The organism is Massilia solisilvae (assembly GCF_024753215.1).
GTDB classification, from domain to species: Bacteria; Pseudomonadota; Gammaproteobacteria; order Burkholderiales; family Burkholderiaceae_D; genus Telluria; species Telluria solisilvae.
In genome coordinates, this window is record NZ_JANUGV010000002.1 from 503,373 (window position 1) to 528,634 (window position 25,262).

General features: G+C 65.6%; 26 protein-coding genes. 18 read left to right on the forward strand and 8 right to left on the reverse strand.

All coding sequences use genetic code 11. From position 1 onward, the window contains the following. Positions 1–90: 90 nt before the first annotated feature. A complete protein-coding gene (locus NX773_RS10470; protein WP_258856272.1) occupies positions 91–771 on the forward strand; it encodes a thiol:disulfide interchange protein DsbA/DsbL in 681 nt (226 codons plus the stop codon). After that, a complete protein-coding gene (locus tag NX773_RS10475) occupies positions 768–1,091 on the forward strand; it encodes a hypothetical protein (RefSeq protein ID WP_258856273.1) in 324 nt (107 codons plus the stop codon). Before NX773_RS10470 ends, NX773_RS10475 begins: the two co-directional genes overlap by 4 nt. 172 nt (positions 1,092–1,263) lie before the next feature. On the opposite strand, the gene NX773_RS10480 is transcribed toward NX773_RS10475, so the two are convergent. Further along, positions 1,264–2,580 (reverse strand): ATP-binding protein, encoded by a 1,317-nt coding sequence (locus NX773_RS10480; protein ID WP_258856274.1) that lies wholly within the window; start codon positions 2,578–2,580, stop codon positions 1,264–1,266. Positions 2,581–2,819: 239 nt separating this feature from the next. Here NX773_RS10480 and NX773_RS10485 point away from each other — a divergent pair, with 239 nt between their 5' ends. The 4 genes from NX773_RS10485 to NX773_RS10500 all read left to right on the forward strand — a co-directional run bounded on the left by NX773_RS10485 (position 2,820) and on the right by NX773_RS10500 (position 7,186). Further along, on the forward strand, positions 2,820–4,055 hold the full coding sequence (locus NX773_RS10485) for a hypothetical protein (RefSeq protein ID WP_258856275.1): 1,236 nt from the start codon (positions 2,820–2,822) through the stop codon (positions 4,053–4,055). A gap of 291 nt (positions 4,056–4,346) precedes the next feature. Beyond that, on the forward strand, positions 4,347–5,582 hold the full coding sequence (locus NX773_RS10490; protein ID WP_258856276.1) for a protease complex subunit PrcB family protein: 1,236 nt from the start codon (positions 4,347–4,349) through the stop codon (positions 5,580–5,582). 57 nt (positions 5,583–5,639) lie between these two features. Beyond that, entirely contained in the window at positions 5,640–6,503 is an 864-nt protein-coding gene (locus NX773_RS10495) for a MipA/OmpV family protein (protein ID WP_258856277.1), read from the forward strand. Positions 6,504–6,505: 2 nt separating this feature from the next. After that, complete coding sequence (locus NX773_RS10500; RefSeq protein WP_258856278.1) at positions 6,506–7,186, forward strand: hypothetical protein; 681 nt, start codon at positions 6,506–6,508, stop codon at positions 7,184–7,186. Positions 7,187–7,241: 55 nt separating this feature from the next. Here the strand turns inward: NX773_RS10500 and NX773_RS10505 are convergent, their stop codons facing one another. The 5 genes from NX773_RS10505 to xseA all read right to left on the reverse strand — a co-directional run bounded on the left by NX773_RS10505 (position 7,242) and on the right by xseA (position 12,212). After that, complete coding sequence (locus NX773_RS10505) at positions 7,242–7,928, reverse strand: response regulator (RefSeq protein WP_258856279.1); 687 nt, start codon at positions 7,926–7,928, stop codon at positions 7,242–7,244. A 205-nt stretch (positions 7,929–8,133) separates the two neighbouring features. After that, the gene (locus NX773_RS10510; protein WP_258856280.1) at positions 8,134–9,084 is read right to left on the reverse strand and encodes an MYG1 family protein; all 951 of its coding nucleotides are present in this window, start codon (positions 9,082–9,084) and stop codon (positions 8,134–8,136) included. An 86-nt stretch (positions 9,085–9,170) separates the two neighbouring features. Beyond that, a complete protein-coding gene (locus NX773_RS10515) occupies positions 9,171–9,950 on the reverse strand; it encodes a bestrophin-like domain (RefSeq protein ID WP_258856281.1) in 780 nt (259 codons plus the stop codon). A 156-nt stretch (positions 9,951–10,106) separates the two neighbouring features. Further along, entirely contained in the window at positions 10,107–10,685 is a 579-nt protein-coding gene (locus NX773_RS10520; protein WP_258856282.1) for a superoxide dismutase, read from the reverse strand. A 168-nt stretch (positions 10,686–10,853) separates the two neighbouring features. After that, on the reverse strand, positions 10,854–12,212 hold the full coding sequence (xseA, locus tag NX773_RS10525; RefSeq protein WP_258856283.1) for an exodeoxyribonuclease VII large subunit: 1,359 nt from the start codon (positions 12,210–12,212) through the stop codon (positions 10,854–10,856). A 133-nt stretch (positions 12,213–12,345) separates the two neighbouring features. Between xseA and NX773_RS10530 the strand changes: the two genes are divergently transcribed. The 8 genes from NX773_RS10530 to NX773_RS10565 all read left to right on the forward strand — a co-directional run bounded on the left by NX773_RS10530 (position 12,346) and on the right by NX773_RS10565 (position 20,627). Continuing rightward, a complete protein-coding gene (locus NX773_RS10530; protein ID WP_258856284.1) occupies positions 12,346–13,260 on the forward strand; it encodes a pirin family protein in 915 nt (304 codons plus the stop codon). A gap of 1,075 nt (positions 13,261–14,335) precedes the next feature. Beyond that, positions 14,336–14,941 (forward strand): MotA/TolQ/ExbB proton channel family protein, encoded by a 606-nt coding sequence (locus NX773_RS10535; protein ID WP_258856285.1) that lies wholly within the window; start codon positions 14,336–14,338, stop codon positions 14,939–14,941. Continuing rightward, entirely contained in the window at positions 14,941–15,393 is a 453-nt protein-coding gene (locus tag NX773_RS10540; RefSeq protein WP_258856727.1) for an ExbD/TolR family protein, read from the forward strand. The genes NX773_RS10535 and NX773_RS10540 overlap by 1 nt, the downstream gene beginning before the upstream one ends. A 126-nt stretch (positions 15,394–15,519) precedes the next feature. Further along, positions 15,520–16,542: a tetraacyldisaccharide 4'-kinase gene (lpxK, locus tag NX773_RS10545; protein WP_258856286.1), complete on the forward strand. Its 1,023-nt coding sequence runs from the start codon at positions 15,520–15,522 to the stop codon at positions 16,540–16,542. Beyond that, on the forward strand, positions 16,523–16,693 hold the full coding sequence (locus tag NX773_RS10550) for a Trm112 family protein (protein ID WP_258822348.1): 171 nt from the start codon (positions 16,523–16,525) through the stop codon (positions 16,691–16,693). The genes lpxK and NX773_RS10550 overlap by 20 nt, the downstream gene beginning before the upstream one ends. Then, positions 16,690–17,442 carry a 3-deoxy-manno-octulosonate cytidylyltransferase gene (gene kdsB / locus NX773_RS10555; RefSeq protein ID WP_258856287.1) on the forward strand — a complete coding sequence of 251 codons (753 nt, stop codon included), beginning with the start codon at positions 16,690–16,692 and terminating at the stop codon, positions 17,440–17,442. Before NX773_RS10550 ends, kdsB begins: the two co-directional genes overlap by 4 nt. Before the next feature lie 176 nt (positions 17,443–17,618). Continuing rightward, the gene (adk, locus tag NX773_RS10560; protein ID WP_258856288.1) at positions 17,619–18,275 is read left to right on the forward strand and encodes an adenylate kinase; all 657 of its coding nucleotides are present in this window, start codon (positions 17,619–17,621) and stop codon (positions 18,273–18,275) included. Between the two features lie 189 nt (positions 18,276–18,464). Further along, the gene (locus tag NX773_RS10565) at positions 18,465–20,627 is read left to right on the forward strand and encodes a sodium-translocating pyrophosphatase (protein ID WP_258856289.1); all 2,163 of its coding nucleotides are present in this window, start codon (positions 18,465–18,467) and stop codon (positions 20,625–20,627) included. Positions 20,628–20,733: 106 nt separating this feature from the next. Here the strand turns inward: NX773_RS10565 and NX773_RS10570 are convergent, their stop codons facing one another. Continuing rightward, a complete protein-coding gene (locus NX773_RS10570) occupies positions 20,734–21,258 on the reverse strand; it encodes a DsbA family protein (protein WP_258856290.1) in 525 nt (174 codons plus the stop codon). A gap of 77 nt (positions 21,259–21,335) precedes the next feature. Here NX773_RS10570 and NX773_RS10575 point away from each other — a divergent pair, with 77 nt between their 5' ends. Continuing rightward, positions 21,336–21,530 (forward strand): DUF1059 domain-containing protein, encoded by a 195-nt coding sequence (locus NX773_RS10575; RefSeq protein WP_258822343.1) that lies wholly within the window; start codon positions 21,336–21,338, stop codon positions 21,528–21,530. Positions 21,531–21,591: 61 nt separating this feature from the next. Continuing rightward, positions 21,592–22,314 (forward strand): hemerythrin domain-containing protein, encoded by a 723-nt coding sequence (locus tag NX773_RS10580; protein ID WP_258856291.1) that lies wholly within the window; start codon positions 21,592–21,594, stop codon positions 22,312–22,314. 66 nt (positions 22,315–22,380) lie between these two features. Here NX773_RS10580 and NX773_RS10585 read toward each other — a convergent pair whose 3' ends face one another. Beyond that, the gene (locus NX773_RS10585) at positions 22,381–23,679 is read right to left on the reverse strand and encodes an acetyl-CoA hydrolase/transferase family protein (protein WP_258856292.1); all 1,299 of its coding nucleotides are present in this window, start codon (positions 23,677–23,679) and stop codon (positions 22,381–22,383) included. Positions 23,680–23,841: 162 nt separating this feature from the next. On the opposite strand from NX773_RS10585, the gene NX773_RS10590 reads away from it, so the two are divergent. Then, entirely contained in the window at positions 23,842–24,366 is a 525-nt protein-coding gene (locus NX773_RS10590; RefSeq protein WP_258856293.1) for a hypothetical protein, read from the forward strand. A gap of 92 nt (positions 24,367–24,458) precedes the next feature. Beyond that, positions 24,459–25,217, forward strand: a complete 759-nt coding sequence (locus tag NX773_RS10595; protein WP_258856294.1) for a 3-hydroxyacyl-CoA dehydrogenase — start codon at positions 24,459–24,461, stop codon at positions 25,215–25,217. Positions 25,218–25,262 lie beyond the last annotated feature (45 nt).

The window sequence follows — 25,262 nt, forward strand, 5'->3', positions numbered from 1 at the left end:
AATGTAAAAAAGCCGGCTTTGGCCGCTGCCGCCGACCCAAAAAGTGGTAATCTCGCGTTCGTTCGCTTAACCATTTCAATAAGGATACTTATGCGCTCCTTGCGTTTCGCCCTTGTCGCCGCCAGCCTGGCCGTCACCACTGCTTTTGCCTCGCCCACCGACCCGAAGCAGGGTGCTGAATACACCGTACTGGCCACGCCGCAACCGGCGCAGACTGCTGGCAAGAAGGTCGAGGTCATCGAGTTCTTCATGTACCACTGCCCACACTGCCATGCGCTGGAACCTATCCTCGAGCAATGGGTCAAAAAGCAGGACGGCAACATCATCTTCAAGCGTATTCACATGCCGTACCAGGGGGCCAGCGATCCCGAGGCGCATCTGTTCCTGACGCTGCAAGCGATGGGCAAGAGCGAGGAATACCAAGCCAAGGTCATGGACGTCATCGGCGACATGGTCAGGAAGCAGCGGTCGGAGCGGTTCACCGAGCAGATGATCCTCGACGTGGCGACCAAGCTGCCGGGTATCGACAAGGCCAAGTTCATGGAAACCTGGAATTCGTTTGGCGTGATGACCATGCTGCGCCGCTTGCCCGCTATCGTCAGCAACAACTACAAGATCGACAGCGTGCCGACGATCGTTGTGGACGGCAAGTACGTGACCTCGCCCGCGCAGGTGGGCAGCACGGTGCAGGCTTCGAGCGAGCCGCAGCTGTTCCAGGCGACGCTGCAGGTGGTTGACGCACTGGTGGCAAAGGTACAGAAATCGAAATGAGTGACGCTGAACGGGAAATCCTCAAGATCTACGACGGGTCGCGGCCCCTCGACGAGGACCTGTTTGAGACCAGCAACGTGAACCAGCTGGCGTGGACGCTGGTGGTGGTGCTCGCGTTCGCGGTCGTCTGGCTGTGCATCGCCCTGGTCAACGCGGAAAACCAGCGCTACGCGCTCATGACCAACAAGTGCCCGGACCCGCTGTTCAAGGGCGAGATCGACCGCCAGTGCCTGGTGATGGTGCATTCGCGCGACCACTGGTGGGAGCACCTGTGGTATGGGGTGACCCACGTCTCGCCGCCGAAACCGGACAAGAAGTAAGCGGGCCGAACCGATCGTGGTCCCGCTGTGGCAGACGCCGCCGCGGGATTTTTTTTGCCTGCCCATGCCTGTCGTACCGCCGCAGGGTGGGCAGATCCTGCCCACGCGTTCAGACAGCGCCTGCGTTCCCTGAACGCGTGGGCGGGAAACCCGCCCACCCTACGAAACCCCGCTACAGCACCCGCTCCGGCGGCAGCGTCACCACGAAGCGTGCGCCGCCCAGCAGCGCGTCTTCCACCCGCAGCGAGCCGCCGTGCAGCGCCACCGCCTTGTGCGCGATCGACAGGCCCAGCCCAAAGCCGCCGGTGGCCCGGTCGCGGCTGCGGTCGAGCCGGTAGAACGGTTCGAAAATCCGCTCGCGCTCCTCCGGCGGAATTCCCGGCCCGTCGTCCTCGACCACGATCTCGAGCCCGCCCGCGGCCGGCCGGCTGGCCGACAGCGCGATACGGCGCGTGGCATACTTTTGGGCGTTGCGCACCAGGTTCCCGACCGCGCGCGCGAGCAGGCGGCGGTCCGCGTCCACGCTGCCCAGGCTGTCGTCCGCGCTGCATTCGACGCTGTGCGCGGACGGCGGCAGCGCGTCGACGCACTCGCGCAGCATCGGCGCGACCGCGAACGGGGCCAGTTGCAGCGACTGCACGCTATCCAGCCGCGCCATGCCCAGCAGTTCGTTGACCAGTGAATTCAGTTCGGCCAGGTCGGCTTCCATCGCCGCCACCCGCTTCTTCAGGGCCGGGTCGTCGGCCTGAGCGGCGAGCAGCTCCATGCCGAATTCGAGCCGCGCGATCGGCGTGCGCAGTTCGTGCGATACCGAGTGCAGCAGGTTGCGCTGCGATTCGAGCAGCGACTGGATGCGCCCGGCCATGTCGTTGATGCGCTCGGCCAGCGGGTAGATGCTGGCCGACGGCTTCATGCGCGCGCGCGCGGTCAGCTTGCCGGCCCCGATTTCGTCGGCCACCCGCGACAGCGCCTGCAGTCCCTGCCAGTGCGAGCGCGACCACAGCGCGATCGGCGCCAGGAGCGCCAGCGCGACGATCACGAAGCGCACGATTTCCATCTTGACCGGCACGCCCAGGTCGATCGGCAGGTTGCTGGCGCGGATCACGTCATGGTCGCTGCCGATGTAGCGCTCGCCCTTGAGGTCCACGCGCCGGTACAGGGTCTTCTCGCCCGGCACCAGCACCACATCGCCGCGCTCCAGGTCCGCCACCTGGCCGGGCGCCACCGAGTGGCGCGCTTCGTCCAGGTCGATCAGGTCGTAACGCACCTCGGACACCTCGCGCACCTTGTTCAGGCGCGTGAGCCATTCGTCCGCGCCAGCCTGGTCCACATAGTCCTGCAGCAGCACGATCGGCGCGGCGGCCTGGCGGCGCGCGATGTCCTCGACCGGGTCGCCGAACAGGCGGCTGATCGCCAGGTAGATCACGAAGGTCGCCGCCGTGATCGAGAGCATGACCAGCACGAAGAAGCGGAAGAAGATCCGGTTCACGCCAACGCCCCGCCCTGCATGGTGTCGCCAATCTGTTGAAGCAAGTACATCCCCGAATTGTATAGGAGCAATGCTGTCATGGCGACAATATACAAATTGCGGACAATTCCCCGACATCTTCGAGGGGATTTTGAATCGTGCGCTGCCTACCATTGCGACATTGGTTTGCGGCCGGGCTGGACGGGCCGCTTGTGTTCAATCACCCGGCCTTGGCACGGGCAACAAGGATAGAGATGAGCATGAACAAACGAATTTTCGGGGCGGTACCGGCTCTGTTGGCGCTGCTGCTGGCCGGATGCGGCGGTGGCGGCGACGCCAAGGACGTGCAGATTGCGTCGCAAAAGGAAAATGTGCCGGTCCCGCAGGCGCTGGATACGGCCGCTTTCATCAAGCTGGCGCAGGGCGAAACCTGCGCCGACCAGAAGAACCGCCTGTGGCTGATCGACGGCAAGCAAGTGTTCTGGGACCGCGCTTCGGCCCGCTGCCCGGACAACAGCTATTCGCGCAAGCTGTTCGGCGCCACCCCGGATGCGCTGTTGTGCTCGACCAGCGACTCGATCGCCGGCCCGCAGACCAGCTGCGCCAACGACACCGCGCGTGCGCTGTTCGACACCGTCCAGAAGAACCTGGAAGCGCCCAACCTGGGCCTGGACGCCAGCCACAAGGTCGAGCCGATCCCGTTCCAGTACAACGGCCCGGTGCTCGGCACCGCCATGCCGTTCACCACCCTGGCCAAGGAATCGAATTCCGCGATCACCCGCTCGCTCAACGTCGTGATCCGTGACCAGTCCAGCTTTGCGCAGTTGTGGGCCGATAACTATGCCAACAACAGCGTGGTGCCGCCGATGCCGGCGGTGGACTTTAGCCAGAACATGGTCATCGGGGTCTTCCTGGGCGACAGCAGCGTGGCCTGCGGCGGCGTGGCGATCGTCGACGTCCTCGCGACCAAGACCAAGGTGACGGTCGACTACGAGCGGCGCCACGCGCCCCCGGACACGGCCTGCATCGCAGTCGTCGAGCACCAGATGCACCTGGTGACGGTGGCCCGCAGCGACGCGCCGGTGGAATTCGTGGCGCACGACGCCAATGCCGTCCCGGTCAAGCTGATCGACTTCGTCGGCAATTCAGGCGTGCAGAATGCACGTGAAGTCGTGGTCAAGGACGCCGCCAGCTGGGCCGCCCTGTGGTCCGAGCACGCGGGCAAGGACAAGGCGTTGCCGGCCGTGGACTTCAGCAAGCAGATGGTCGTGGGAGTGTTCCTGGGCCCGGTCATGAGCTGCGAAAGCCTGCGCCTGGACGGCGCCACCAACGACGGCAAGCAGATCCGGGTGAGTTACACCCACATGCTGCCGCCGATGGGCGTGATGTGCATCGCCACGGTGGCCTATCCGTCGCAGCTGTTCGTGATCGACCGCAGCGACCTGCCGGTGGTATTTACAAAAGAAACTATGCGCCCGGGCCAGCTGGGCCATTGACCGGGCGCGGCCCATCCCCGCGGGCCGCCGGGGGGGGCTCCGGTGGCAAGGGATGGCCAGTGGTTCAGGTCAGCGAGGCCGGCTTTGCCGGCCTTTGCGCATTGCAGCATCCGGGCTACAAATTGACGACAATTACCCGACATGTATAGGCGGATTTCGCCCCGGCGCCGCCGTAAGATTTTTCATCATCAGGTTTTCCGTTTGCCCACCTGGTGCGCGAGTGTCGGTGGGTCTTTTTATTCGAGCGGGGTGCCGTCCACGGTGGACGACGTGCATCCCCAAGGGGCTGGAATGGGTCTGCACAGGGTGCATGGTTGGGTTGGATCGCTGGTCACCGTGCTGGCGCTGGCCAGCTGCGGCGGCGGCGCGTCCGACGCGCCCGCCCGGCAGGCAGGGCAGGCCGGCAGCGGCGGCCCGAGCGAGGCCCCGGTGGTCGCGGACTTCGTCCGGTTGGCCCAGCAGGAACCGTGCGGCGACCTGCGCAACCGGCTGTACCTGATCGACGGCAAGCAGGTGTTCTGGGACCGCGCCGGCACCTGCCCCGACAATGGCTACAGCCAGCGCCTGTTCGGCGCCAACCCGCAAACCGTGCTGTGCGAGGCTACCGACACGCTGGCCGGCATGAAGACCTTCTGCGCCAACGAGGCCATGCGCGCGCTGTTCGAGACGATCCAGAAGAACATCGGCACGCCCACGCTCGGGCTGGACGCCAGCCACAAGGTCGAGTTCATCCCGTTCCTGCCCAAGTCGGGCAGCGCCTTGCCGTTCCGAGTGCTGGCGCGCCAGTTCACATCGGGGGTGACCGTGGCGCAGAGCGTGGTGGTGCGCGACCAGGCCGGCTTCGAGCAGCTGTGGAGCCAGCACGTTTCGAAGCCCGCCCCGGTGCCGGGCATGCCGACAGTGGATTTTTCGACCAGCATGGTGGTGGGCGTCTTCATGGGCGACCGCCACAACTGCATGAACAGCATGGGCGTGGTACGCATCGGCTCCCAGGACGGCCGGATGCTGGTCGATGTCGAGGACGCCTCCGTGTCCAATTGGCCGTGCCCGCCGCTGGTTACCGCGCCGATGGAACTGGTGGTGCTGGATCGCAATGACGCGCCCGCCGACTTCGTGCGCCATGCCACCGAGCGCCTGCTGACCACGGAGCTGGACCGCACGGCCTATTCGCTGGTGTCCGTGCCGCGCAGGGTCGTCATCAAGGATGCTGCCGGCTGGGCCGCGTTGTGGGCCCAACACGCCGGCAGCTCGCGGGCGCTGCCGCAGGTGGACTTCGGCACCCGGATGGTGGTCGGCGTCTTCCTCGGCCAAAGCGGCGGCGGATGCTACACGACGGACATCCAGAGCATCAGCAGTAACGGCAGCAAGATTACCGTGCGTTACACCGACACCGTGCCTGGCCCGGCCTCGGTTTGCACGAAAAACATCACCAGCCCGGCCTGGATCGTTGCCGCCCCGCGCAGCGACATGCCGGTCGAGTTTGTCCGGGAAGTCGCCGAATTTCCGGGCCCCGAGCAAAGTTTTTGAGAAAGAAAGCTTGCCAATAGGTAAAATTAGGTTAAGCCAACTTTCAAAATAGCTATCATGAACAAGCTCCTTGCCCTGGCGCTGGCTACCGTAAGCGGCGCCGCCTGTGCCCAGACGCCGGCCATCAATCCGATGCCCGACGGCAGCCGGGATATGTACGCAGGGCTTGGCGTGCAGGTGGCTCCGCGCTACGACGGCTCAGAGCGGCACAAGACCTCCGCGGTGCCGGTGCTGCAGGTTCAGTGGAGCAATGGCATATTCATCTCCGGCACCAGCGTTGGCATGCACCTGACCAGCGAACCGTCGTTCGAGGTCGGTCCGCTGCTGCAGTACCAGCCGGGGCGCAGCGAAAATGGCTCGAGCAAGGGCCCGACCGGGATCGATGACGCGCTCGGCCTTGGCAGCAGCTCGCTGTTGCCGCCGTCGCCCTCGCGCATGGCCGAGGCCGGCAACCGCCTGGCCGGCATGGACAAGATCGGCGCACGCGTTCTGGGCGGCGCTTTCTTCAACTACTATTTGGCGCCGCAGTGGCGCCTGACCAGCAGCCTGCTGTGGGGCGCCGGCAACGAGCGCCACGGCGGCAGCGTGGACTTGGGCGTGCAGCGCCTGTCCACCGATATCGCGCCGCACCACAGCCTGTCGTTCTCGGCCGGCCTCAGGCTGGTCAACCGCGACTACAACCAGGCGTTTTTCGGCGTGACCGTACCCGAGGCGGTACGCAGCGGCAACCGCGCCTACACGCCCGCCGGCGGCCTGGAACTGGCGCGCGTGGGCGTGCGCTGGAACTGGTCGCTGACGCCGTCGTGGATGCTGACCACCAACCTGCAGGCCACGCGCCTGCTGGGCGCCGCCAAGGACAGCCCGCTCGTCGAGCGGCCCACCAATGTGACGGCCTCGACCGCCATCGCCTACCGGTTCTGACCATGCGCCGCTCCCGCCACCTTCTCGCGTTGCTCGTCCTGCTCCAGGCTACCCGCCTGGCGGCAGCCGGCACGCTGGAAGGCGAGTGGGTCAGCTATCGCGACGCCTACCGGGCGATGGTCAGTTTCGAAAAATACGGCGGCGCCAAGAACCTGGTCCAGAACCAGGTGCAGGTGGTGCCCAGGGAAGGCGAGGCCGCCGAACTGGACCTGGACGGCAAGTCCACCCACCTGAAGATCGCGCTTGACCCGACCGGGCGCGCCGTGTTCCCGCTGCTCAAGGCCGCGTACGACGAAAACGCGGTGCTGGCGCTGCCGCGCAAGGACGCCCAGTTCGCGCTGCGCCCGCGGGTGTCGATCAACGTGCGCCCCGACGGCGCCTACGACACGGCCGACCTGCGCGCGGCCTGCGAGCAGGCGCTCGGCTACGCCCGCTACGTGGACGGCACGATGCGCTCGCGTCAGTGCGCCGGCGTGCGTTTCGTGTTCGACCGCAAGGCCGCGGGCACGCTCGCGCGCCTGCGCAGGGCCGATGGCAGCAGCGCCATGATGGCCGCCAGCGAGGCGCCGGCCTTCGCCGACGGCGGCCCATTGTTCCCTGGGGTGACCTACCGCTTTGGCGCCGAGCGCGCGCAAGTGCTCACCGCCAGCGCACCGGTGGCGATCACGCCGCTGTTTGAATGAACCCTTGAGTGTGGCGGGCTCAGGAGCCCACCCTGGGAATGCGCCCTCGGCGCCTTCAGTTCCACGCCGAGGGCGAGAACAGGTAGCCTTCGCCCCACACCGTCTTGATCTTCTCGGAGTCGGCGTCTTCGAACTTGCGGCGCAGCTTGGAGATGGAGTTGTCGATGCTGCGGTCCAGGCCATCGAACTCGATCCCGCGCATTTTCTTGAGCAGCGCATCGCGCGACAGCACACGGCCGGCCGATTCGGCCAGCACCAGCAGCAGCTTGTACTCGGTATTGGACAGCACGCACGGCTGGCCGCGCCAGGCGACGCTGCGGTCGGTGGTTGAGATGCGCAGGGTGCCGAATTCGAGCACGCGCGCGTCCACGCTGGTCTTGCCCTGGGCGCGCCGCAGCAGGGCGCGCAGGCGCGCCAGCAGCACGCGCGGCTGCACCGGCTTGTTGACGAAATCGTCCGCGCCCTGTTCCAGGCCGGACACCTCATCGTACGAATCCTCGCGCGCGGTCAGGATCAGGATCGGCACCTCGGACTGGTCGCGGATCTGGCGGCACACCACCATTCCGTCCAGGCCCGGCAGCATGAGGTCGAGCACCACCACGTCCGGCGCGATCGCCTTGAAGCGCTCGACCGCCTGATCGCCACGCGTGACGACTTCAACGGCAAATTCGTAGCCGGACAGGTATTCAGTAACGAGCTCGGCAAGCCGCGCGTCGTCCTCGACCAACATCACTCGATACATGCTCTCCTCCTTGAACCTGTCATTGTATGCGAGCAATAACCAAAAAGCGCATTTGCCGACCGCCTTGGACAAAGCGTTACAGTTTTAAGACACATTTGCGGGCGTCAATACCCGCCGTGCATGAGTTCGCTCGCTGGCCCGACCTCGGGCCGGACGAAGTGTGCAACGTATTCAGGCGGCCTGTTCAGCGAAGGATCAATGCTCGTCACTGTGCGTCCGGCACGCTCTGTAAGGCCTGACGGGCCATGGCCAGGATGCCCGCATACGAGCCGGCCGCGGCAATGAACCGGCCGTTGTGGCAGAAGCCGGCATCGGGCACGCCGGTCACCGCCGCGAGCTCGGCGCCGCGCAGACCGGCCCACGGCGCGGGCAGGTCGGCGCGCGCCTCGAAGGTATCGGCAGTTGCCGGCACCGTGTGCAGCATGTAGCGCTGCTCGCTGAGGTTGTGGCTGATGACGAACAGCACCTTCGGCATTTCCTTGCGCACGACGGTGGCCCACGGCAGCGCGCTGTTGGCAACGAACAGCAGCCTGCCGTCTTCCAGCACCTGCGCCTGGCGCACCTGGTCGACCGCGAGCGCCGCGCCGACCCGGTACTTGACGGCATTGACCATCACGTCGACCAGCACCGCCATCGCGCGCCTGAACTGGCTCATCCGGAACGCCTCGGCCGCCTCGCCGTAGCCGAGCCGCTGTTCGTCCAGCCAGTTCGGATTGAAACCGGAAATCACCGCCGACAGCCCGTAGCCGCCAGGCGCGCTCTTCGCCGCGCCGACGTCGGCCAGGTCGAGGTATTGGACGATGTCGGCATCGATGGCGTAGGCGATCTGTTGTGCCGTCTCGGCGGACAGTTGCTGGCCGGCGTGGGCCGCGGCCAACGCGACCACGCAGCGGGCGCCGTACTCTTTCCAGACCAGGCCGGCGCTGGCGTAGGGCACGCCGTCCTGGCGGGTTGCGGAAAACCCTTTCTGGTGATGGTCGAAGCGGCCGGTGGCGGGGTCCCAGATGCCGCCCACGTCGATTGCAAAGTCGGCGCCCGCAACGGTGGCCGGGTCGCGCGTGCGCACGACGTCCGCATCGGGAAACAGCACAGCCAGTGTCGCCACTGCCCATGCGTCGTCCGCGTGAAACTTGCCCCCGTGCGTCACAATGACCATACCGTCTTCTCCACAAAAAATCACACGGCCCGCGCTTGGGCGGGCCGCTAACGTGACAAGCGTAACATGAACCGGGTGCGCCCGGATCAGGGCGGCGGGTTCATCGACTGGCGCAAGTCGAGCAGCGGCTGCTGGCTCACGGTCAGCACGCCTTCGCGCGGACGGTCCAGGTCCGCGATCAGGCCGATCACGACGGCGAACGTGAAGGCGACCGGCAAGACCGCGGGCGACCTGCGCCCGCGCGCAAGGCCCGCGTGGTAGCCCAGCGCCGCGAACGACAACACGGTGACGCCATACAGCGCGGCCCAGATCGCCGGCGCAATGCGGTTTCGCCCGTGGGCCAGCCGCTTGGCATGGATGTCGATCATCTCGTTGAGCGATTGCACAAACAGCCCGGCCACGATGGAATCGGGGTGCCTGGCGGCGATGGGAATGCTCCGTTCCCACAGGCGGGTTTGCAGCAGCTCGGAGCGGTGGATCAGTTGCTGCATCTGATGCGGATCGGTCGCGGCCAGCCGCAGGTCCACGTACTGGCGCAGCAGCGCGCGCAGCTCGTCGCCGCCTTCGGGCAGCATGGCGGCGCGCAGATAGGTTGTGCCGATTGCGTTGGCTTCGTCCAGCACGAGCTCCCTGCGGGTGTCGAAGCGCGAGGCCGCCAGGCCGAAGGTAAAGGCGAGCAGGAAGGCCAGCAAACCCAGCGTGGCGCCGACCATTTCCCCGAGCGCAGTGTCCTTCTCCTGTTCGGGTCGCCCAACGAATTTGCCGAGCCGGTAGCCGCCTTCGATCGACACCAGCACCAGCAGCATGATCGCGATGAGAAGCGCCCACAAGGGGAGCACGTCGAGCGGTTCGCCTGCAAACACCATCTCGCACCCCGGATGCATGCGGCCCGCGACAAACGGGCCATCTGGCCAAACGTGCTGCCAGTGTACGTGAAGTGAGCGGCTTGGCGCGCCGGGCTGCGGAAACGACACGGCCCGCCGAGGCGGGCCGTATGCGAGGTGCTGCTGCGGCGGCGAAGCTTAGGCCATGTTCTGGTTCACGAAGTCCCAGTTGACGATGTTCCACCAGCTTTCGACGAACTTCGGACGCGCGTTGCGGTAGTCGATGTAGTAGGCGTGCTCCCAGACGTCCACGGTCAGCAGCGGCTTGTTGTCGGTGGTCAGCGGGGTGCCGGCGTTCGAGGTGTTGACGATGTCAACGGTGCCGTCCGGCTTTTTCACCAGCCAGGTCCAGCCCGAACCGAAGTTGCCCACGGCCGACTTCTGGAATTCTTCCTTGAACTTGTCGAACGAGCCCCACTTGGCGTTGATCGCGTCGGCGACCTGGCCGGTCGGCGCGCCGCCGCCGTTGGGCTTCATGCAGTTCCAGAAGAAGGTGTGGTTCCAGACCTGGGCCGAGTTGTTGAACACGCCGCCCGAGGACTTCTTGATGATTTCTTCCAGCGACAGGTTCTCGAACTCGGTGCCCTTGATCAGGTTGTTCAGGTTGGTGACATACGCCTGGTGGTGCTTACCGTAGTGGTATTCCAGCGTTTCTTCCGACATCGTCGGGGCGAGTGCGTTTTTCGCGTAAGGAAGCGGCGGCAGAGTATGTTCCATGTCTTGTCCTTGATTGGTTGGAAACGAGTCGGTTCTCCCGAAACGGGGCATATTCTAAACCGGATGGGAAAACGTTGCATATTTGCTTCGCGCCGGAAACGGATGGGCAGGGTGGGCGTTCGGGGTCACGCATGCACGGTTTGGGCGCGTGGGCAGAATCTGCCCTCCCTACAACAGGCTCTGCACGCTGGCCACGCCGACCTCGGCACTGCCGTCGGCCAGCCGCACGGTGAGCGTTTCGCGTACCTTGATGTTGGCCGGGTCGCGCAGGATGCGGCCCTTGGCGTCGCGCACGATCGCGTAGCCGCGTTCGAGCGTGCGCTGCGGATTGAGCAGTTCCAGCTGCGCGGCCAGCGCGGCCAGCAGCTCGCGCCGCTGCCGGACCTGGTTGCAGATGCTGGTGTTCAGGTGGCGCTGTTCGGACACGATCTTTTCGCGCAGCGCGCGCACGTCCGGCCGGTGGCGCGCCCAGCGCTGGCGCAGCTGGGCCAGTTGCAGCCCCTGGCGGTTCATCGGCACGTGCAGCGCATGCGTCATCGCCGCCGCCATCGAGCGCAGCTTCAGGCGCTGGTGCGCGATCTGCGCCGACGGGCTCAAGAGGCGCCGGCTGTAGCTGTCCAGGCCCTGGTTGGCCTCGGACAGGATGCGCTGCATGGCGCGCCGCAGGTCGCCGGCGTCGGCCGCAAGCGACGCCATCCAGTCGGCGCGCGGGGTGGCCGCCAGCTCGGCGGCGGCGGTGGGCGTGGCCGCGCGCAGGTCGGCCGCAAAGTCGGCGATGGTGAAATCGGTCTCGTGGCCCACGCCCGAGATCACGGGAATCGCGCAGGCCGCAATGGCGCGCGCCACGCACTCTTCGTTAAAGCACCACAGGTCCTCGATCGAGCCGCCGCCGCGGCACACCAGCAGCACATCCACCTCGGCGCGGCGCGAGGCGGTCATGATGCTTTCCGCGATCTTGTCGGCGGCGAACTGGCCCTGCACCGGCGCCGGGTAGAGCACGATGTTCACGTGCGGCGCGCGGCGGCGCAGCGCGGTCAGCACGTCGCGCAGCGCGGCGGCCTGCGGGCTGGTGACGATGCCGATGCTGCGCGTGAAGAGCGGCAGCGCGCGCTTGCGGTCCTGGTCGAACAGCCCTTGCGCCGCCAGCTTTTCCTTCAGGCGCAGGAATTTTTCGTACAGCTCGCCCACGCCCGCGCGCCGGATCGCCTCGACATTGATCTGGTAGTCGCCGCGCGCGCCGTACAGCGTGACCAGCGCGCGCACCTCGACCTTGTCGCCCTCGCGCGGGATGAAGCCGGCGAACTGGGCGCGGCCGCGGAACATCACGGCGCGCACCTGGGCCGCGTCGTCCTTGAGCGTGAAGTACCAGTGCCCGGAGGCGGCGCGCGTGAAGTTGGAAATTTCGCCGCCGATCCACACCAGCGGGAAGCTGCGCTCGAGCAGGCGCGCAACCTGCTGGTTGAGCGCGGTGACGGAAAGCACCTGCGGTGCGGCGTAGGCGGGGTCGGAATCGTGGGGCGTCTGCATGGGTATCGGGCGAATGGTTTGCTGGTGCTTATGTCATATCCGGGCCGAACCGGCAAGGATTTTTTGGCCGGCAGCGCGCTGTCCGGTTTTCGCGGTACATTGCTACATCATCCAACAATACAAGGGAGCTGGCATGGACAATGAAAGCGCACTCGACGTGGTGGTGGTACCACCTGTGCACGACCTGGGCGATCAGTTCAAGGTGCGGCGCGCCTTGCCCAGCCGCGACAAGCGCATGGTGGGGCCGTTCGTGTTCCTCGACCAGATGGGGCCGCACGTGTTCCAGCCCGGCCGCGGCCTGGACGTGCGTCCGCATCCGCACATTTGCCTGGCGACCGTCACCTATTTGTTCGAGGGCGAGATCCTGCACCGCGACAGCCTGGGCAGCGTGCAGCCGATCCGCCCCGGCGAAGTGAACTGGATGACGGCCGGCCGCGGCATCGTCCATTCCGAGCGCACCGCGCAGGAGCTGCGCGGTGCGGGATCCTCGCTGTTTGGCCTGCAATGCTGGGTGGCGCTGCCGCGCCAGCACGAGGAAACCGCGCCCACGTTCTCGCACACCGGCGCGCACGAGTTGCCGGTGGTCGAAGGCGAGGGCGCCAGCGCGCGCATCGTTGCCGGCAGCTTTTTCGGGCAGCGCTCGCCGGTGCCGACGCTGTCGGACATGTTCTACGTGGACCTGAACCTGCAGCCGGGCGCACGCATCGCCATGCCGGCCGAGTACAGCGAGCAGGCGCTGTACGTCGTCGAGGGCGAACTCGATCTGGGGCGCGACGGCGTGTTCGCGGCGGGGCAACTCTTGGTGCTCAAGCCGAAGGCCGCGGTCACGCTGGCCGCGCATGGCGGCAAAGCCGCACGGGTCATGCTGCTGGGCGGCGAACCGATGGATGGCCCGCGCTACCTGTCCTGGAATTTCGTGGCCAGTTCCGAGGAGCGCATCGAACAGGCGCGCGAGGACTGGCGCAAGATGGCTTTTCCGCCGGTGCCGGGCGAGACCGAGTTCATTCCGCTACCGGAGACGGTCGGCCGGCCGGTGCGCTACCCCTGACTTGCGCAAAAAGTGAGCAGCGCCATGCATGATGCCTAAAAACGGGGCATGGAGAAATTTCCTAACTGAATCAAGAGCTTGCCCTAACGCATCGGTTGTTGCTCACAATCTTGTCCACAAAAGATGTGCAAAAGCCCTGTCTGTACAGAGGGGAATGCAGCGCAGGCCCGCCGTCGCTGTTGCGCGGGAGGGTCCACAGCGGCCGCGCCGCTGCATCGGCGCCAGCCAGCCTGGGACGTGCCCAAAATTTGGGCCTGCGCCACTTCTTCCTTTTGAATCAATGGCTTGTCACGCGAACTTAATCCTTGCTCACATCCTTTTCCACAGAATGTGTGAAAACCGGGATGAGTTATCCAGGTTGCCTTGAAAAACAGCATGGATATGGCCGGGAAAGGTGATGGGAAAGGCTGCGAACTGTGGAAAACTGCCGCTTGCACAAATTTTGAGCGCGGCTGTTTTTCCTTTTGGAATCAGACACTTTGATCCTGCTCAATGTCCTTGCTCACAGTCTTTTCCACAAAAATTGTGAGAAAGCCGCGGTTTTGGTGGAAAACGCTCAGCCAGCCATCCTGCCACAAATTTCAGCTCAAAGGATTTATTGCGAGAAATCAACAACTTGGAATCGTGTGCGGGGCCTTGCTCACAATCTTGTCCACAAAAATTGTGAGAAACCTGCGAACTGAAAACTGCCCGGGGGAGATAAAAAATCCTGCCATATTTTTGGGCGAGAACGAATTTTCCTGAGAAATCAAGGAGATGCAATTGTGCGGCGGTCCTTGCTCACAACATTATCCACAGAAGTTGTTTGCAACTGAGAACTTCTGACCCGCGCCAGCGCACCGGAAAATCCGCGGGCGACCCCGCCGGCAGGGCGGAAAGCATGTTCCGTTTCCCGTTCCAGACCCTGCCTCCATTTCGAGCACGCAGAATTTTCCTTTAAGAATCAATATGCTTGGCGCATGGCACGTTCTTGGTCACAGTCTTATCCACAAAAGATGTGCAGAACTGGTCTTGCTCCCGCGCGGGCAACACGTTACATTGCCGAATTGGATTTTTTACCCCTCAGGAGTTCGTTTTGCTCGCCATTCTCCAAGCCGCAGGCTGGCCCATCTGGCTGTTGTTGATTGCCTCGATCGTTGCACTGGCGCTGATCATCGAGCGCCTGATCTACCTGCGCCGCGAAAAGATCCTGCCGCGCGCGCTGCTCGATGAAGTGATCCGCGTCTATCACAACGGCAAGGTAACGCCCGAGGTGGTGCAGCGCCTGGAACAGAACTCGCCGCTGGGCACGGTGCTGGCAGCGGCACTGCGCAACGTCGACGCGCCGCGCGACGTGATGAAGGAATCGATCGAGGAAGCGGGCAGGGGCGTGGCGCACATGCTCGAACGTTTCCTCACCACGCTGGGCACGATCGCCTCGCTCGCCCCGCTGATGGGCCTGTTCGGTACGGTGGTCGGCATGATCGAGATCTTCGGCGCCCAGAACGCGACCGGCACCAACCCGGCCCAGCTGGCGCACGGCATTTCGGTGGCGCTGTACAACACCGGCTTTGGCCTGGCGATCGCCATGCCGGCGCTGGTGTTCTACCGTCACTTCCGCGCGCTGGTGGACACCTTCATCATGGACATGGAGCTGCAGGCGGTGAAGTTTGTCGATGTCGTGCACGGTGCCCGCAAATGATGGACTTTCGCCGGGGCCGCAAGCGCGAGGACCCCGAGATCAACCTGATTCCGTTCATCGACGTGCTGCTGGTGGTGCTGATCTTCCTGATGGTCACCACCACCTACAGCAAGTTCACCGAGCTGCAGATCACGCTGCCCACGGCCGAGGCCGAGAAGGCGGTGGACAAGCCGTTCGAGATCAACGTGACCGTGGACGCCAAGGGCAACTACACCGTCAACGGCGTGCCGGTGTCCTTTCACAGCGTGCAGGGACTGGCCGAGGACCTGAAGCACGCGGCAGCGACCGGCCCGGACGGCAAGCCGCTGGCGCAGCCGGCGCAAAGCCCGGTGGTCATCGTCAATGCCGACCAGTTCGCCATGCACCAGATGGTGATCAACGTGCTGGAGGCGGCGCGCGTGGCCGGGTACGACAAGCTGACGTTTGCGGCGCAGACGGGCGGGAAGCAGTAGCCGTGACCTCCAGCCACCCGTCGTCCCGGCGAACGCCGGGACCCATGCTGAGTGTGCGACTTCGGTACCTCAGCATGGGTCCCGGCTTTCGCCGGGACGACGGTTTTGCTGCATCAGGCGATTCCCATGTCGCTTGAATCGATGCTGACCCGCGCCTGGCTGCACCGCGGCCCGCTCGCCTGCGCACTGTGGCCCGTCTCGCAGCTGTTCGGCGCCATCGCCGCCACGCGCGCGGGCCTGTACGGCGCAGGCCTGTTCAAATCCGAGCGCCTTCCGGTGCCGGTCATCGTGGTCGGCAACATCTTCATCGGCGGCACCGGCAAGACCCCGCTCACCATCTGGCTGGTCGAGACGCTGCGCGCCGCCGGCTTCACGCCTGGCGTGATCTCGCGCGGGCACGGCGCCAGCGCCGAACACGCGCGCGAAGTGACGCCGCAATCGGACGCTCTGGACGCCGGCGACGAGCCGCTGCTGATCGCACGCCGCGCCGGGTGCCCGGTCGTGGTCGGCCGCGCACGCGCGCTGGCGGGAAGGGCACTGCTGACGGCCCACCCCGAGGTGGACGTCCTGATTGCCGACGACGGCCTGCAGCACTATGCGCTCGCGCGCGACATCGAAATCGTGCTGTTCGATGGCCGCGGCGTGGGCAACGGCTGGCTGCTGCCCGCCGGTCCCTTGCGCGAGCCGCGCGCCCGCCGCCGCGATTTCACGGTCGTGAACGCGCCCGAGATCACGCCACAGCTGGCGACCGCCGTCGGCGGCGCCCCGCACCGCATGCGCCTGGTGGGCGAGTATGCCGAGCAGCTGGCCAACCCCGCGCAACGCGTGCCGCTGGCCCGGCTGTCCGGCCAACGCATCGTCGCCGCCGCCGGCATCGGCAACCCAGGCCGCTTCTTCGCCATGCTGCGCGCGGCGGGCCTGGCCATCATTGAACTGCCGCTGCCCGACCATCACGACTTTCGCGATGCGCCTTTCGATGGCGTGCGCGCCGATGTCATCCTGATCACCGAGAAGGATGCAGTAAAATGTGGGCAGATTGAAAACCTGAAGAACGACCCGCGCCTGTGGGTCGTGCCGGTGGCGGCGCATATCGATGCCGCGCTGGCCGAACAAATTGTGGAGAAATGTCGTGGATGCCCGACTGCTTGATATCCTGGTCTGCCCGCTGTGCAAGGGACCGCTCGAATACGACAAAAAGGCGCAAGAGCTGATCTGCCGCGCCGACCGCCTGGCCTATCCGATCCGCGACGGCATTCCGATCATGTGGGCCGACCAGGCAAGGCGGGTCGAGCCACAATGAGTTTCACCGTCATCATCCCGGCGCGCCTGGCCTCGACCCGGCTGCCGAACAAGCCGCTGGCGGATCTTGGCGGTAAACCGATGGTGGTGCGCGTGGCCGAACGCGCACGCGATTCCGGCGCCGCGCGCGTCATCGTGGCCACCGACCATGCCGACATCCTCGCCGCATGCGAGGCGCATGGGGTAGAGGCCTGCATGACGCGAGCCGACCACGAATCCGGCAGCGACCGCATCGCCGAGGTGGCCGCGAAAATCGGCCTCGCGCCCGACGCGGTGGTGGTCAACCTGCAGGGCGACGAACCGCTGATCGATCCGGCCCTCCTGGCCGCCTGCGCCGCGCGCATTTCGGCCGACGTGCCGATGGCCACCTGCGCCCACCCGATCGTCGACGTGGCCGATGTGTTCAACCCGAACGTGGTCAAGGTGGTCTTGGACAAGGCCGGCCGCGCGCTGTACTTCTCGCGTGCCACCATCCCCTGGCATCGCGACGGTTTTGCCGCCAGCCGCGAGGCGCTGCCGCCCGGCTACGCGCCGCTGCGCCACATCGGATTGTATGCGTACAGCAACGCTTTTCTGCAGGCCTATCCCAAGCTCGAGCCAGCTCCGCTGGAGCGCATCGAGGCGCTCGAACAGTTGCGCGTGCTCTGGCACGGTTATCCGATCGCGGTGCACGTGACCGCGAGCGCCCCGCCGGCCGGGGTGGACACGCCGGAGGACCTGGCGCGGGTACGGCTGCAGTTTGCATCCTGAGCCACTTCCAGTCACATTCGAGCACGCCTGCGGCATCTCAAAAGTAAAAATGCCCGACCGTGGTCTAGTGCTCATTCGCTGACTTTTGTGGTAAGTTTCGTATCAAGTATTCAAATATGCATCACGCCCATGCGGCGACAAGCTAACCGTTTTTCAAATCCGTTTTAGGAATCTTCATGCGTCTCATTCTGTTAGGGGCTCCCGGCGCCGGCAAAGGCACCCAGGCGAACTTTATCAAGGAAAAATACAACATCCCGCAGATCTCCACCGGCGACATGCTGCGCGCCGCGATCAAGGCCGGCACCGAGCTGGGCCTGGCTGCCAAAAAGGTGATGGACGCCGGCCAGCTGGTGTCGGACGACATCATCATCGGCCTGGTGAAAGCGCGCCTGCAAGAGGCGGATTGCGCCAACGGCTACCTGTTCGACGGCTTCCCGCGTACCATCGCCCAGGCCGACGCCATGAAGGACAGCGGCGTGGCGATCGACTACGTGCTTGAAATCGACGTGCCCGACGACCTGATCATCGAGCGCATGAGCGGCCGCCGCAGCCACCCGGCGTCGGGCCGCGTGTACCACACCAAGTTCAACCCGCCCAAGGTCGATGGCGTGGACGACCTCACCGGCGAACCGCTGGTGCAGCGCGACGACGACAAGGAAGAGACCGTCAAGAAGCGCCTGCAGGTCTACCACACCCAAACCGAGGTGCTGCTGGGCTACTACAACAAGTGGGCGCAATCGGGCCAGCCCGGCGCGCCCAAGTACCGCAAGATCTCGGGCGTCGGCCCGGTCGAACAGGTACGCGACGCGGCTTTTGCCGCGCTTTCCGAGTAAGCGAACAAAAAGCGGACAACCTGTCCGCTTTTTTTTGTCCGGATGACGCCGCTGCCATCCGTCGCACCAGTGTTTTGACATCAAAGTGTTGCAGTACGCAGTAAGGTTGGCCGCCGGTCCTGGAAAGAGAGGCAGCGGTCTGTCGAAGTGTGTGTTTGTGTTACTTGATAAAAGAACTAAGGGGACGAAATGGCAGCAAATCTTTTAGGTTTTGCGGTTGCTTGTGGCGTCATCGCGGTGCTTTATGGGCTCTGGTCGCGCAGCTGGATCCTGCGCCAGGACGGCGGCAACGCCCGCATGCAGGAAATCTCGCAGGCGATCCAGGAAGGCGCGTCGGCCTACCTGGCACGCCAGTACCGCACCATCGGCATTGTCGGCGTGGTGCTGCTGGTGGCGATCTATGCGCTGTTGGGCGGCCAGACCGCGCTCGGCTTCTTCATCGGCGCCGTGCTCTCCGGCGCCTGTGGCTTCATCGGCATGAACGTGTCGGTGCGCGCCAACGTGCGCACCGCGCAGGCCGCCTCCAAGGGCATGAACGAGGCGCTCGACGTCGCGTTCAAGGGTGGCGCGATCACCGGCATGCTGGTGGTCGGCCTGGGCCTCTTGGGCGTGACGCTGTTCTACTGGATGCTGATCGCGCAGGCCACCGACCCCAACGTGACCCGCCATGACGTGATCAAGCCGCTGGTCGGCCTGGCCTTCGGCGCGTCCCTCATTTCCATTTTCGCCCGCCTGGGCGGCGGCATCTTCACCAAGGGCGCCGACGTGGGCGCCGACCTGGTCGGCAAGGTGGAGGCCGGCATTCCCGAGGATGACCCGCGCAACCCGGCCGTGATCGCCGACAACGTGGGCGACAACGTGGGCGACTGCGCCGGCATGGCGGCCGACCTGTTCGAGACCTACGTGGTCACGCTGATCGCCACCATGCTGCTGGGCGCGTTGATGGTCACCGGCGCCTCCAACGAGGCGATCCTGTACCCGATGCTGCTGGGCGCGGTGTCGATCCTGGGCTCGATCGTCGGCTGCTCGATGGTCAAGGCCAAGCCGGGCAAAAAGATCATGTCCGCGCTGTACACCGGGCTGTGGTGGGCCGCCGGCCTGTCCCTGATCGGCTTTGCGGTCGTCACCTGGATGCTGTGGCAGGACGAAGCCATGCGCATGCGCATGATGGGCTGCGCGGTGGTCGGCATCGTGCTCACCGGCCTCATGGTCTACATCACCGAGTACTACACCGGCACCGACTTCAAGCCGGTGCGCCACATTGCCGAGGCCTCGACAACCGGCCACGGCACCAACATCATCGCCGGCCTGGGTGTGTCGATGAAGTCCACCGCCTATCCTGTGCTGGTGGTGTGCGCCGCGATCCTGCTGGCCTACCAGCTGGGCGAGCTGTACGGCATTGCCGTGGCCGCCACCTCGATGCTGTCGATGGCTGGCATCATCGTCGCGCTCGACGCCTACGGTCCCATCACCGACAACGCCGGCGGCATTGCCGAGATGAGCGGCATGCCCGAGTCCGTGCGCGCCATCACCGACCCGCTCGACGCGGTGGGCAACACCACCAAGGCCGTCACCAAGGGCTATGCGATTGGCTCGGCGGGCCTGGCCGCGCTGGTGCTGTTTGCCGACTACACCCACGCGCTCGAGTCGACCGGCAAGACGATCGTGTTCGAGCTGTCCAACCCGATGGTGATCGTGGGCCTGTTCATCGGCGGCCTGATTCCCTACCTGTTCGGCGCGCTGGCGATGGAAGCGGTGGGCCGCGCGGCGGGCGCGGTGGTGATCGAGGTGCGCCGCCAGTTCAAGGAAATCATCGGCATCATGGCCGGCACCGGCAAGCCCGAATACGACAAGGCGGTGGACATGCTGACCGCCTCGGCCATCAAGGAAATGGTGCTGCCGTCGCTGCTGCCGGTCGCGGTGCCGATTTTGGTCGGCATGCTGCTCGGGCCGGCCGCGCTGGGCGGGCTCTTGATGGGCACGATCATCACCGGCCTGTTCGTTGCGATCTCGATGACCACCGGCGGCGGCGCGTGGGATAACGCCAAGAAGTATATCGAGGACGGCAACTACGGCGGCAAGGGTTCCGAGTCGCACAAGGCGGCCGTGACCGGCGACACCGTGGGCGACCCGTACAAGGACACGGCGGGGCCAGCGGTGAACCCGCTCATCAAGATCATCAACATCGTCGCGTTGCTGCTGGTGCCCTTGCTGCCGGCGGCGGGCTGGATCGCGATCAAGTCGCCCGAGATGGCGCACGCGCCGGCCGCGGTGCGTGCGGCGCAGGTGGCGCCGGTGGCCAAGCCGGAAACGGCGGTATTGGCTGCGCCGGCTGCTGAACCCGCGCACTGATCCGTAGGGTGGGCAGCTCCGCTGCCCACGCGTCCAGCCGGCAGGGGCGTTGCCTTGTCGGCCGTGCACGCACCAGTTGAGCGCGTGGGCGGGAAACCCGCCCACGCTACCTGCGTGCCAGCGCCTGCTCGATCCCTTTGGCCAGCGACAGCTCGTCCGAGTCGCCCCGGTAGCGCTCCCCGTTGATGAACAGGGTCGGCGTCTGGTCCACTCCTTCGCGCCGCGCGCGCGCCGCATCGCCCAGCACCCGCGGCCGGTAATGCCGCGCCAGCATCTCGTCCCGAAAACGGTTGATGTCCAGGTCGATGCTCTCGGCCAGCACGACCAGCGTTTCGGGGTTGATCTTGTCCTGGTGCTCGAACAGGGCGTCGTGCATCTCCCAGAACTTGCCCTGCGCCGCCGCCGCTTCGGCCGCCTCCGCCGCCAGTTCGGCGAACGGATGCTTGGGCAGCGGGAAGTGCCGGTAGGCCAGGCACAGGTCGTCGCCAAGGCGCTCGCCCAGGTCGTCCAGTGCCGCGTACGCACGCGCGGTGAACGGGCACTGGAAGTCGCCGTACTCCACGATCACGACTTGCGCCTCGCGTGGGCCGCGCAGGTGATCGTGCTCGTCGATTGTCACTGCTTCGTTCATCGTTTCTCCCTGATGCTTGAAGTCGCGCCGCCGGGACCTATACTGCGCTTGCGGAACCGGCCTGACAGGAGGGCATCATGGCACGCAAATACATCGACTGCCGCGAGTTTCCGAGCGAGAAGAAGTGCAGCGTCACCATCGCGGCCGACAGCGAAAGCGAGCTGCTCGACGTGGCCGCCCAGCACGCCGTGAAGGTGCACGGGCACGAGGACACGCCGCAGCTGCGCCAGCAGCTCAAGGGGGCGATGCACGAGGGCCGTCCGCCCGAGTAGGCGGGCGCTGCCTTTTTGCCGTTCGCTGTACAGTCGCCTGGCATGGACAAAGGAGGCGGTGATGGCGAACCGGCGTGAGTTTATCCGCACGGCAGCGCAGGCTGGCGGCGCGGTGGTGGCTGTGTATGTCCCGGCGCCCGCGCGAGCGGAAGAAGGCGGCAGGCAGGTGTCGGCTACCGAAGACCTGATGCGCGAGCACGGGGTGCTGCGGCGCGCGCTCCTCATCTACGAGGCCGCATCCGAGCGGCTGCTGCGGGAAAAGGGGCCGGTGCCGGCGACCGTGCTGGCGCGCACCGCCTCGCTGTTCCGTTCGTTTGGCGAGGATTACCACGAGCGCCGCCTGGAAGAGCAGATCATCTTCCCGGCCGTACGCAAGCTGAAAGGGCGGGTGGCGCGGCTGCCGGACGTGCTCCAACAGCAGCACGAGCGCGGCCGCGAGCTGACCGCCTATGTCATCGACACCACGCGGCGCGGGCGCATCGACCCGCTGGCGGCCCGCCCGCTCGGGCGCGCGCTGCACGACTTTGCCATCATGTACGCGCACCACGCCGCGCGCGAGGATACCGAGGTGTTCACGGCCTGGAAGGATTCGCTGTCCGCGTCAGCGTTCAAGGAAATGGGCGAGCGGTTCGAACACATCGAACAGCAGGTGTTCGGCCACGATGGGTTCGAGGATGCGCTCAAGCATATTGCGGAGCTGGAGGGGGAAATGGGACTGGCCGACCTGGCCTCGTTCACGATCGCGCCGCCGCCTGCGGCAAACGGCCCGCGGGACGGAACGTAACCGCCGTCGTCCCGGCGTGCGCCGGGACGACGTGCGGGAGGTACTGTTTCGTGATGCGCTACGCGTTCAAAGCATGCATATCTTTTGCGCTTCCTCGCGCAGCCAGCCGCGGAAATCCGGATGCGCGATCGCGATCAGCGCGTTGGCGCGCTCGCGCGCCGACTTGCCGCGCAGCTGGGCCACGCCGTATTCGGTCACCACGTAGTTGACGTCGTTCTTGCTGGTCGTGCAGTGCGTGCCGGCCGTGAGCGAAGGCACGATGCGCGAGATTGCGCCGTCCTTGGCGGTGGACGGCAGCACGATGAACGACTTGCCGCCGCGCGAGCGGTTGGCCGCGCGCACGAAATCGACCTGGCCGCCGGTGCCGGAGTAGGGCAGGTGGCCGATGCTCTCGCTGCCGCACTGGCCCAGCAGGTCCACCTGCAGGCTGGCGTTGATCGATACCAGCTTGTCGTTCTGGCCCGCGATGTAGGGGTCGTTGGTGAAATCCGACGGATGCATTTCGATCATCGGGTTGTTGTGCATGAAGTCGTACAGCTTGCGCGAGCCCAGCGCAAAGGTCGCCACCATCTTGCCCGGCACCAGCGTCTTCTTGCTGTTGTTGATCGCGCCGCATTCGACCAGCTTGAGGATGCCGTCGCCGATCATCTCGGTGTGCACGCCCAGGTCGCGCTTGTTGGTCAGCTGCATCACCACCGCGTCGGGAATGCCGCCGTAGCCGATCTGCAGCGTCGAACCGTCCTCGATCATGTCCGCCACGTATTTGCCGATCGCTTCCTGCACCGGGCCGATGGTGGGCAGGCCCACCTCCATGATCGGATCCTCGGTCTCGACCAGTGCAGTCACCTGCGACACATGCACATGGCACTGGCCGTGCGCGAACGGCACGTTGGGGTTCACCTCCAGCACCACCACGCGCGCCTTGGCCACCGCGGCCATCGTGTAGTCGCAGCCCAGGCTCAGCGAGAAGAAACCGTGCGGGCTCATCGGCGAAGCCATCGCGAACACCACGTCGGACGGCATCAGGCCGCGCTCGATCAGGGTCGGGATCTCGGAAAAATAATTCGGGATGTACTCGCACCAGCCGGCCTGGCCGCCCGCGCGCGAGGCGCCGCCCAGGAACAGGGCCGAGTGGCGCACATGGTGCGCGGTCTCCGGGTCGAAGTAGCCGTACTTGCGCATGGCCAGGATCTGCGACACCTTGATGTCGTTGAAGCGCCGGCGTTCTTCCGACAGGGCCGCAAGCAGGGCAGGCGGCTCGCCGACGCCGGTCGGCACGATGATCATGTCGCCGTCGCGCAGGTGATTGAGCGCATCGTGCGCCGTGCCGCGTTTGGACTGGTAGAGTTCTTGAGCAGTCTGCATTGTGTCTCCTGAATTTTATAATTCGATCCCGAGAGGTTAGCGTGCCAAGCTGACGCGTAGATGACAACACGTCAGCGCGGCCATTGCAATGCTCGCGTGCGCTTGACGGCTGTACGCCAGCGGATAATGTGCCTGTTCTAACCGATTCGCATGAGGTGGCACATGAAACAGCATGCACAACCCCTGGCCGGACTGCTGGCGCTGCTGGGCGCGCTGGCCGCCGGCGGAGCGGCTGCCCAGCAGTCGCACGAGGCCGCGCGGACCGCGCAGGAACAACGCGACGGCACGCCGCAGGCCCAGGAAGAGCAGGCCGGCAACGCCGCGCAGCAGCCGCAGCGCAAGCCCGGCGAGCAACCGGTGAAGGGCCAGCCGCAGGACCGCCCGCAAGACACGGCGCCGCGCAAGGATGACAAGAAGGCGCCGCCCAGGCGCCGCGCCGTGCCCGCCATCATCGGCAGCATGCCCGCGCCCACCGCGCCGCAGGCATACGGCCCGGTGCTGCATCCGGCCGCACCGCAAACGCCGATGCCGGCCAACCTGCCGCCACCGGCCCCGATCAACACCTGCACCGGCAACCAGTGCACCGACGCGTCCGGCAACAGCTACCAGACCGGCGTGGGCAACGCCGCCCTCGACAGCAAGGGGCGGCTGTGCAACCGGAACGGCACGACAATGCAATGCTTTTAACCTGGTCGTGGTTTTTTCCTTCAAAAGTTCGCTACAATCGTTGAGGTTGACGTTTACGTAAACGTTAAATGCAAACTCAAAAGGGGAAAACCATGCAAATTCAAAACAACGTGTTCATCGTCACCGGCGGCGCGTCCGGTCTCGGCGCGGCCACCGCGCGCATGCTGGTGGCAGCCGGCGGCAAGGTGGTGCTGGCCGACGTGCAGGTCGAGGCGGGCGAAGCGCTGGCCAAGGAACTGGGCGGCAAATTCGTCAAGTGCGACGTCACCTCGGAAGCCGACGGCAAGGCCGTGGTCGAGGCAGCGCTGGCGCTGGGCACGCTGCGCGGCCTGGTCAACTGCGCTGGCGTGGCGCCCGCGGTCAAGACGGTCGGCAAGGACGGCCCGCACCCGCTGGACGTGTTCCAGCGCACCGTGAACATCAACCTGGTCGGCACCTTCAACATGTGCCGCCTGGCCGCCGACGCGATGAGCAAGACCGATGCGGTGGACACCGGCGAGCGCGGCGTCATCATCAACACCGCCTCGGTGGCGGCATTCGACGGCCAGATCGGCCAGGCTGCCTACGGCGCATCCAAGGCTGCCGTGGCCGGCATGACCCTGCCGATGGCGCGCGACCTGTCGCGCAACGGCATCCGCGTGATGACCATCGCTCCGGGCATCTTCGAGACCCCGATGCTGATGGGCATGCCGCAGGAAGTGCGCGATTCGCTGGGCAAAATGGTGCCGTTCCCGCCGCGCCTTGGCATGCCGGCCGAGTACGCCCAACTGGCCAAGAGCATCATCGAAAACGTCATGCTCAACGGCGAGACGATCCGCCTGGACGGCGCCATCCGCATGCAGCCGAAATAAAGATGCCGTATTGACACTTTGATTTGTTGTAGGATGCCACATGGT

Coding starts and splice junctions, on each gene's coding strand:
- NX773_RS10470 (WP_258856272.1), top strand. CDS start 91: ATGCGCTCCTTGCGTTTCGCCCTTGTCGCCGCCAGCCTGGCCGTCACC.
- NX773_RS10475 (WP_258856273.1), top strand. CDS start 768: ATGAGTGACGCTGAACGGGAAATCCTCAAGATCTACGACGGGTCGCGG.
- NX773_RS10485 (WP_258856275.1), top strand. CDS start 2,820: ATGAACAAACGAATTTTCGGGGCGGTACCGGCTCTGTTGGCGCTGCTG.
- NX773_RS10490 (WP_258856276.1), top strand. CDS start 4,347: ATGGGTCTGCACAGGGTGCATGGTTGGGTTGGATCGCTGGTCACCGTG.
- NX773_RS10495 (WP_258856277.1), top strand. CDS start 5,640: ATGAACAAGCTCCTTGCCCTGGCGCTGGCTACCGTAAGCGGCGCCGCC.
- NX773_RS10500 (WP_258856278.1), top strand. CDS start 6,506: ATGCGCCGCTCCCGCCACCTTCTCGCGTTGCTCGTCCTGCTCCAGGCT.
- NX773_RS10505 (WP_258856279.1), bottom strand. CDS start 7,928: ATGTATCGAGTGATGTTGGTCGAGGACGACGCGCGGCTTGCCGAGCTC.
- NX773_RS10510 (WP_258856280.1), bottom strand. CDS start 9,084: ATGGTCATTGTGACGCACGGGGGCAAGTTTCACGCGGACGACGCATGG.
- NX773_RS10515 (WP_258856281.1), bottom strand. CDS start 9,950: ATGGTGTTTGCAGGCGAACCGCTCGACGTGCTCCCCTTGTGGGCGCTT.
- NX773_RS10520 (WP_258856282.1), bottom strand. CDS start 10,685: ATGGAACATACTCTGCCGCCGCTTCCTTACGCGAAAAACGCACTCGCC.
- xseA (WP_258856283.1), bottom strand. CDS start 12,212: ATGCAGACGCCCCACGATTCCGACCCCGCCTACGCCGCACCGCAGGTG.
- NX773_RS10530 (WP_258856284.1), top strand. CDS start 12,346: ATGGACAATGAAAGCGCACTCGACGTGGTGGTGGTACCACCTGTGCAC.
- NX773_RS10540 (WP_258856727.1), top strand. CDS start 14,941: ATGGACTTTCGCCGGGGCCGCAAGCGCGAGGACCCCGAGATCAACCTG.
- lpxK (WP_258856286.1), top strand. CDS start 15,520: ATGTCGCTTGAATCGATGCTGACCCGCGCCTGGCTGCACCGCGGCCCG.
- kdsB (WP_258856287.1), top strand. CDS start 16,690: ATGAGTTTCACCGTCATCATCCCGGCGCGCCTGGCCTCGACCCGGCTG.
- adk (WP_258856288.1), top strand. CDS start 17,619: ATGCGTCTCATTCTGTTAGGGGCTCCCGGCGCCGGCAAAGGCACCCAG.
- NX773_RS10565 (WP_258856289.1), top strand. CDS start 18,465: ATGGCAGCAAATCTTTTAGGTTTTGCGGTTGCTTGTGGCGTCATCGCG.
- NX773_RS10570 (WP_258856290.1), bottom strand. CDS start 21,258: ATGAACGAAGCAGTGACAATCGACGAGCACGATCACCTGCGCGGCCCA.
- NX773_RS10575 (WP_258822343.1), top strand. CDS start 21,336: ATGGCACGCAAATACATCGACTGCCGCGAGTTTCCGAGCGAGAAGAAG.
- NX773_RS10580 (WP_258856291.1), top strand. CDS start 21,592: ATGGCGAACCGGCGTGAGTTTATCCGCACGGCAGCGCAGGCTGGCGGC.
- NX773_RS10585 (WP_258856292.1), bottom strand. CDS start 23,679: ATGCAGACTGCTCAAGAACTCTACCAGTCCAAACGCGGCACGGCGCAC.
- NX773_RS10590 (WP_258856293.1), top strand. CDS start 23,842: ATGAAACAGCATGCACAACCCCTGGCCGGACTGCTGGCGCTGCTGGGC.
- NX773_RS10595 (WP_258856294.1), top strand. CDS start 24,459: ATGCAAATTCAAAACAACGTGTTCATCGTCACCGGCGGCGCGTCCGGT.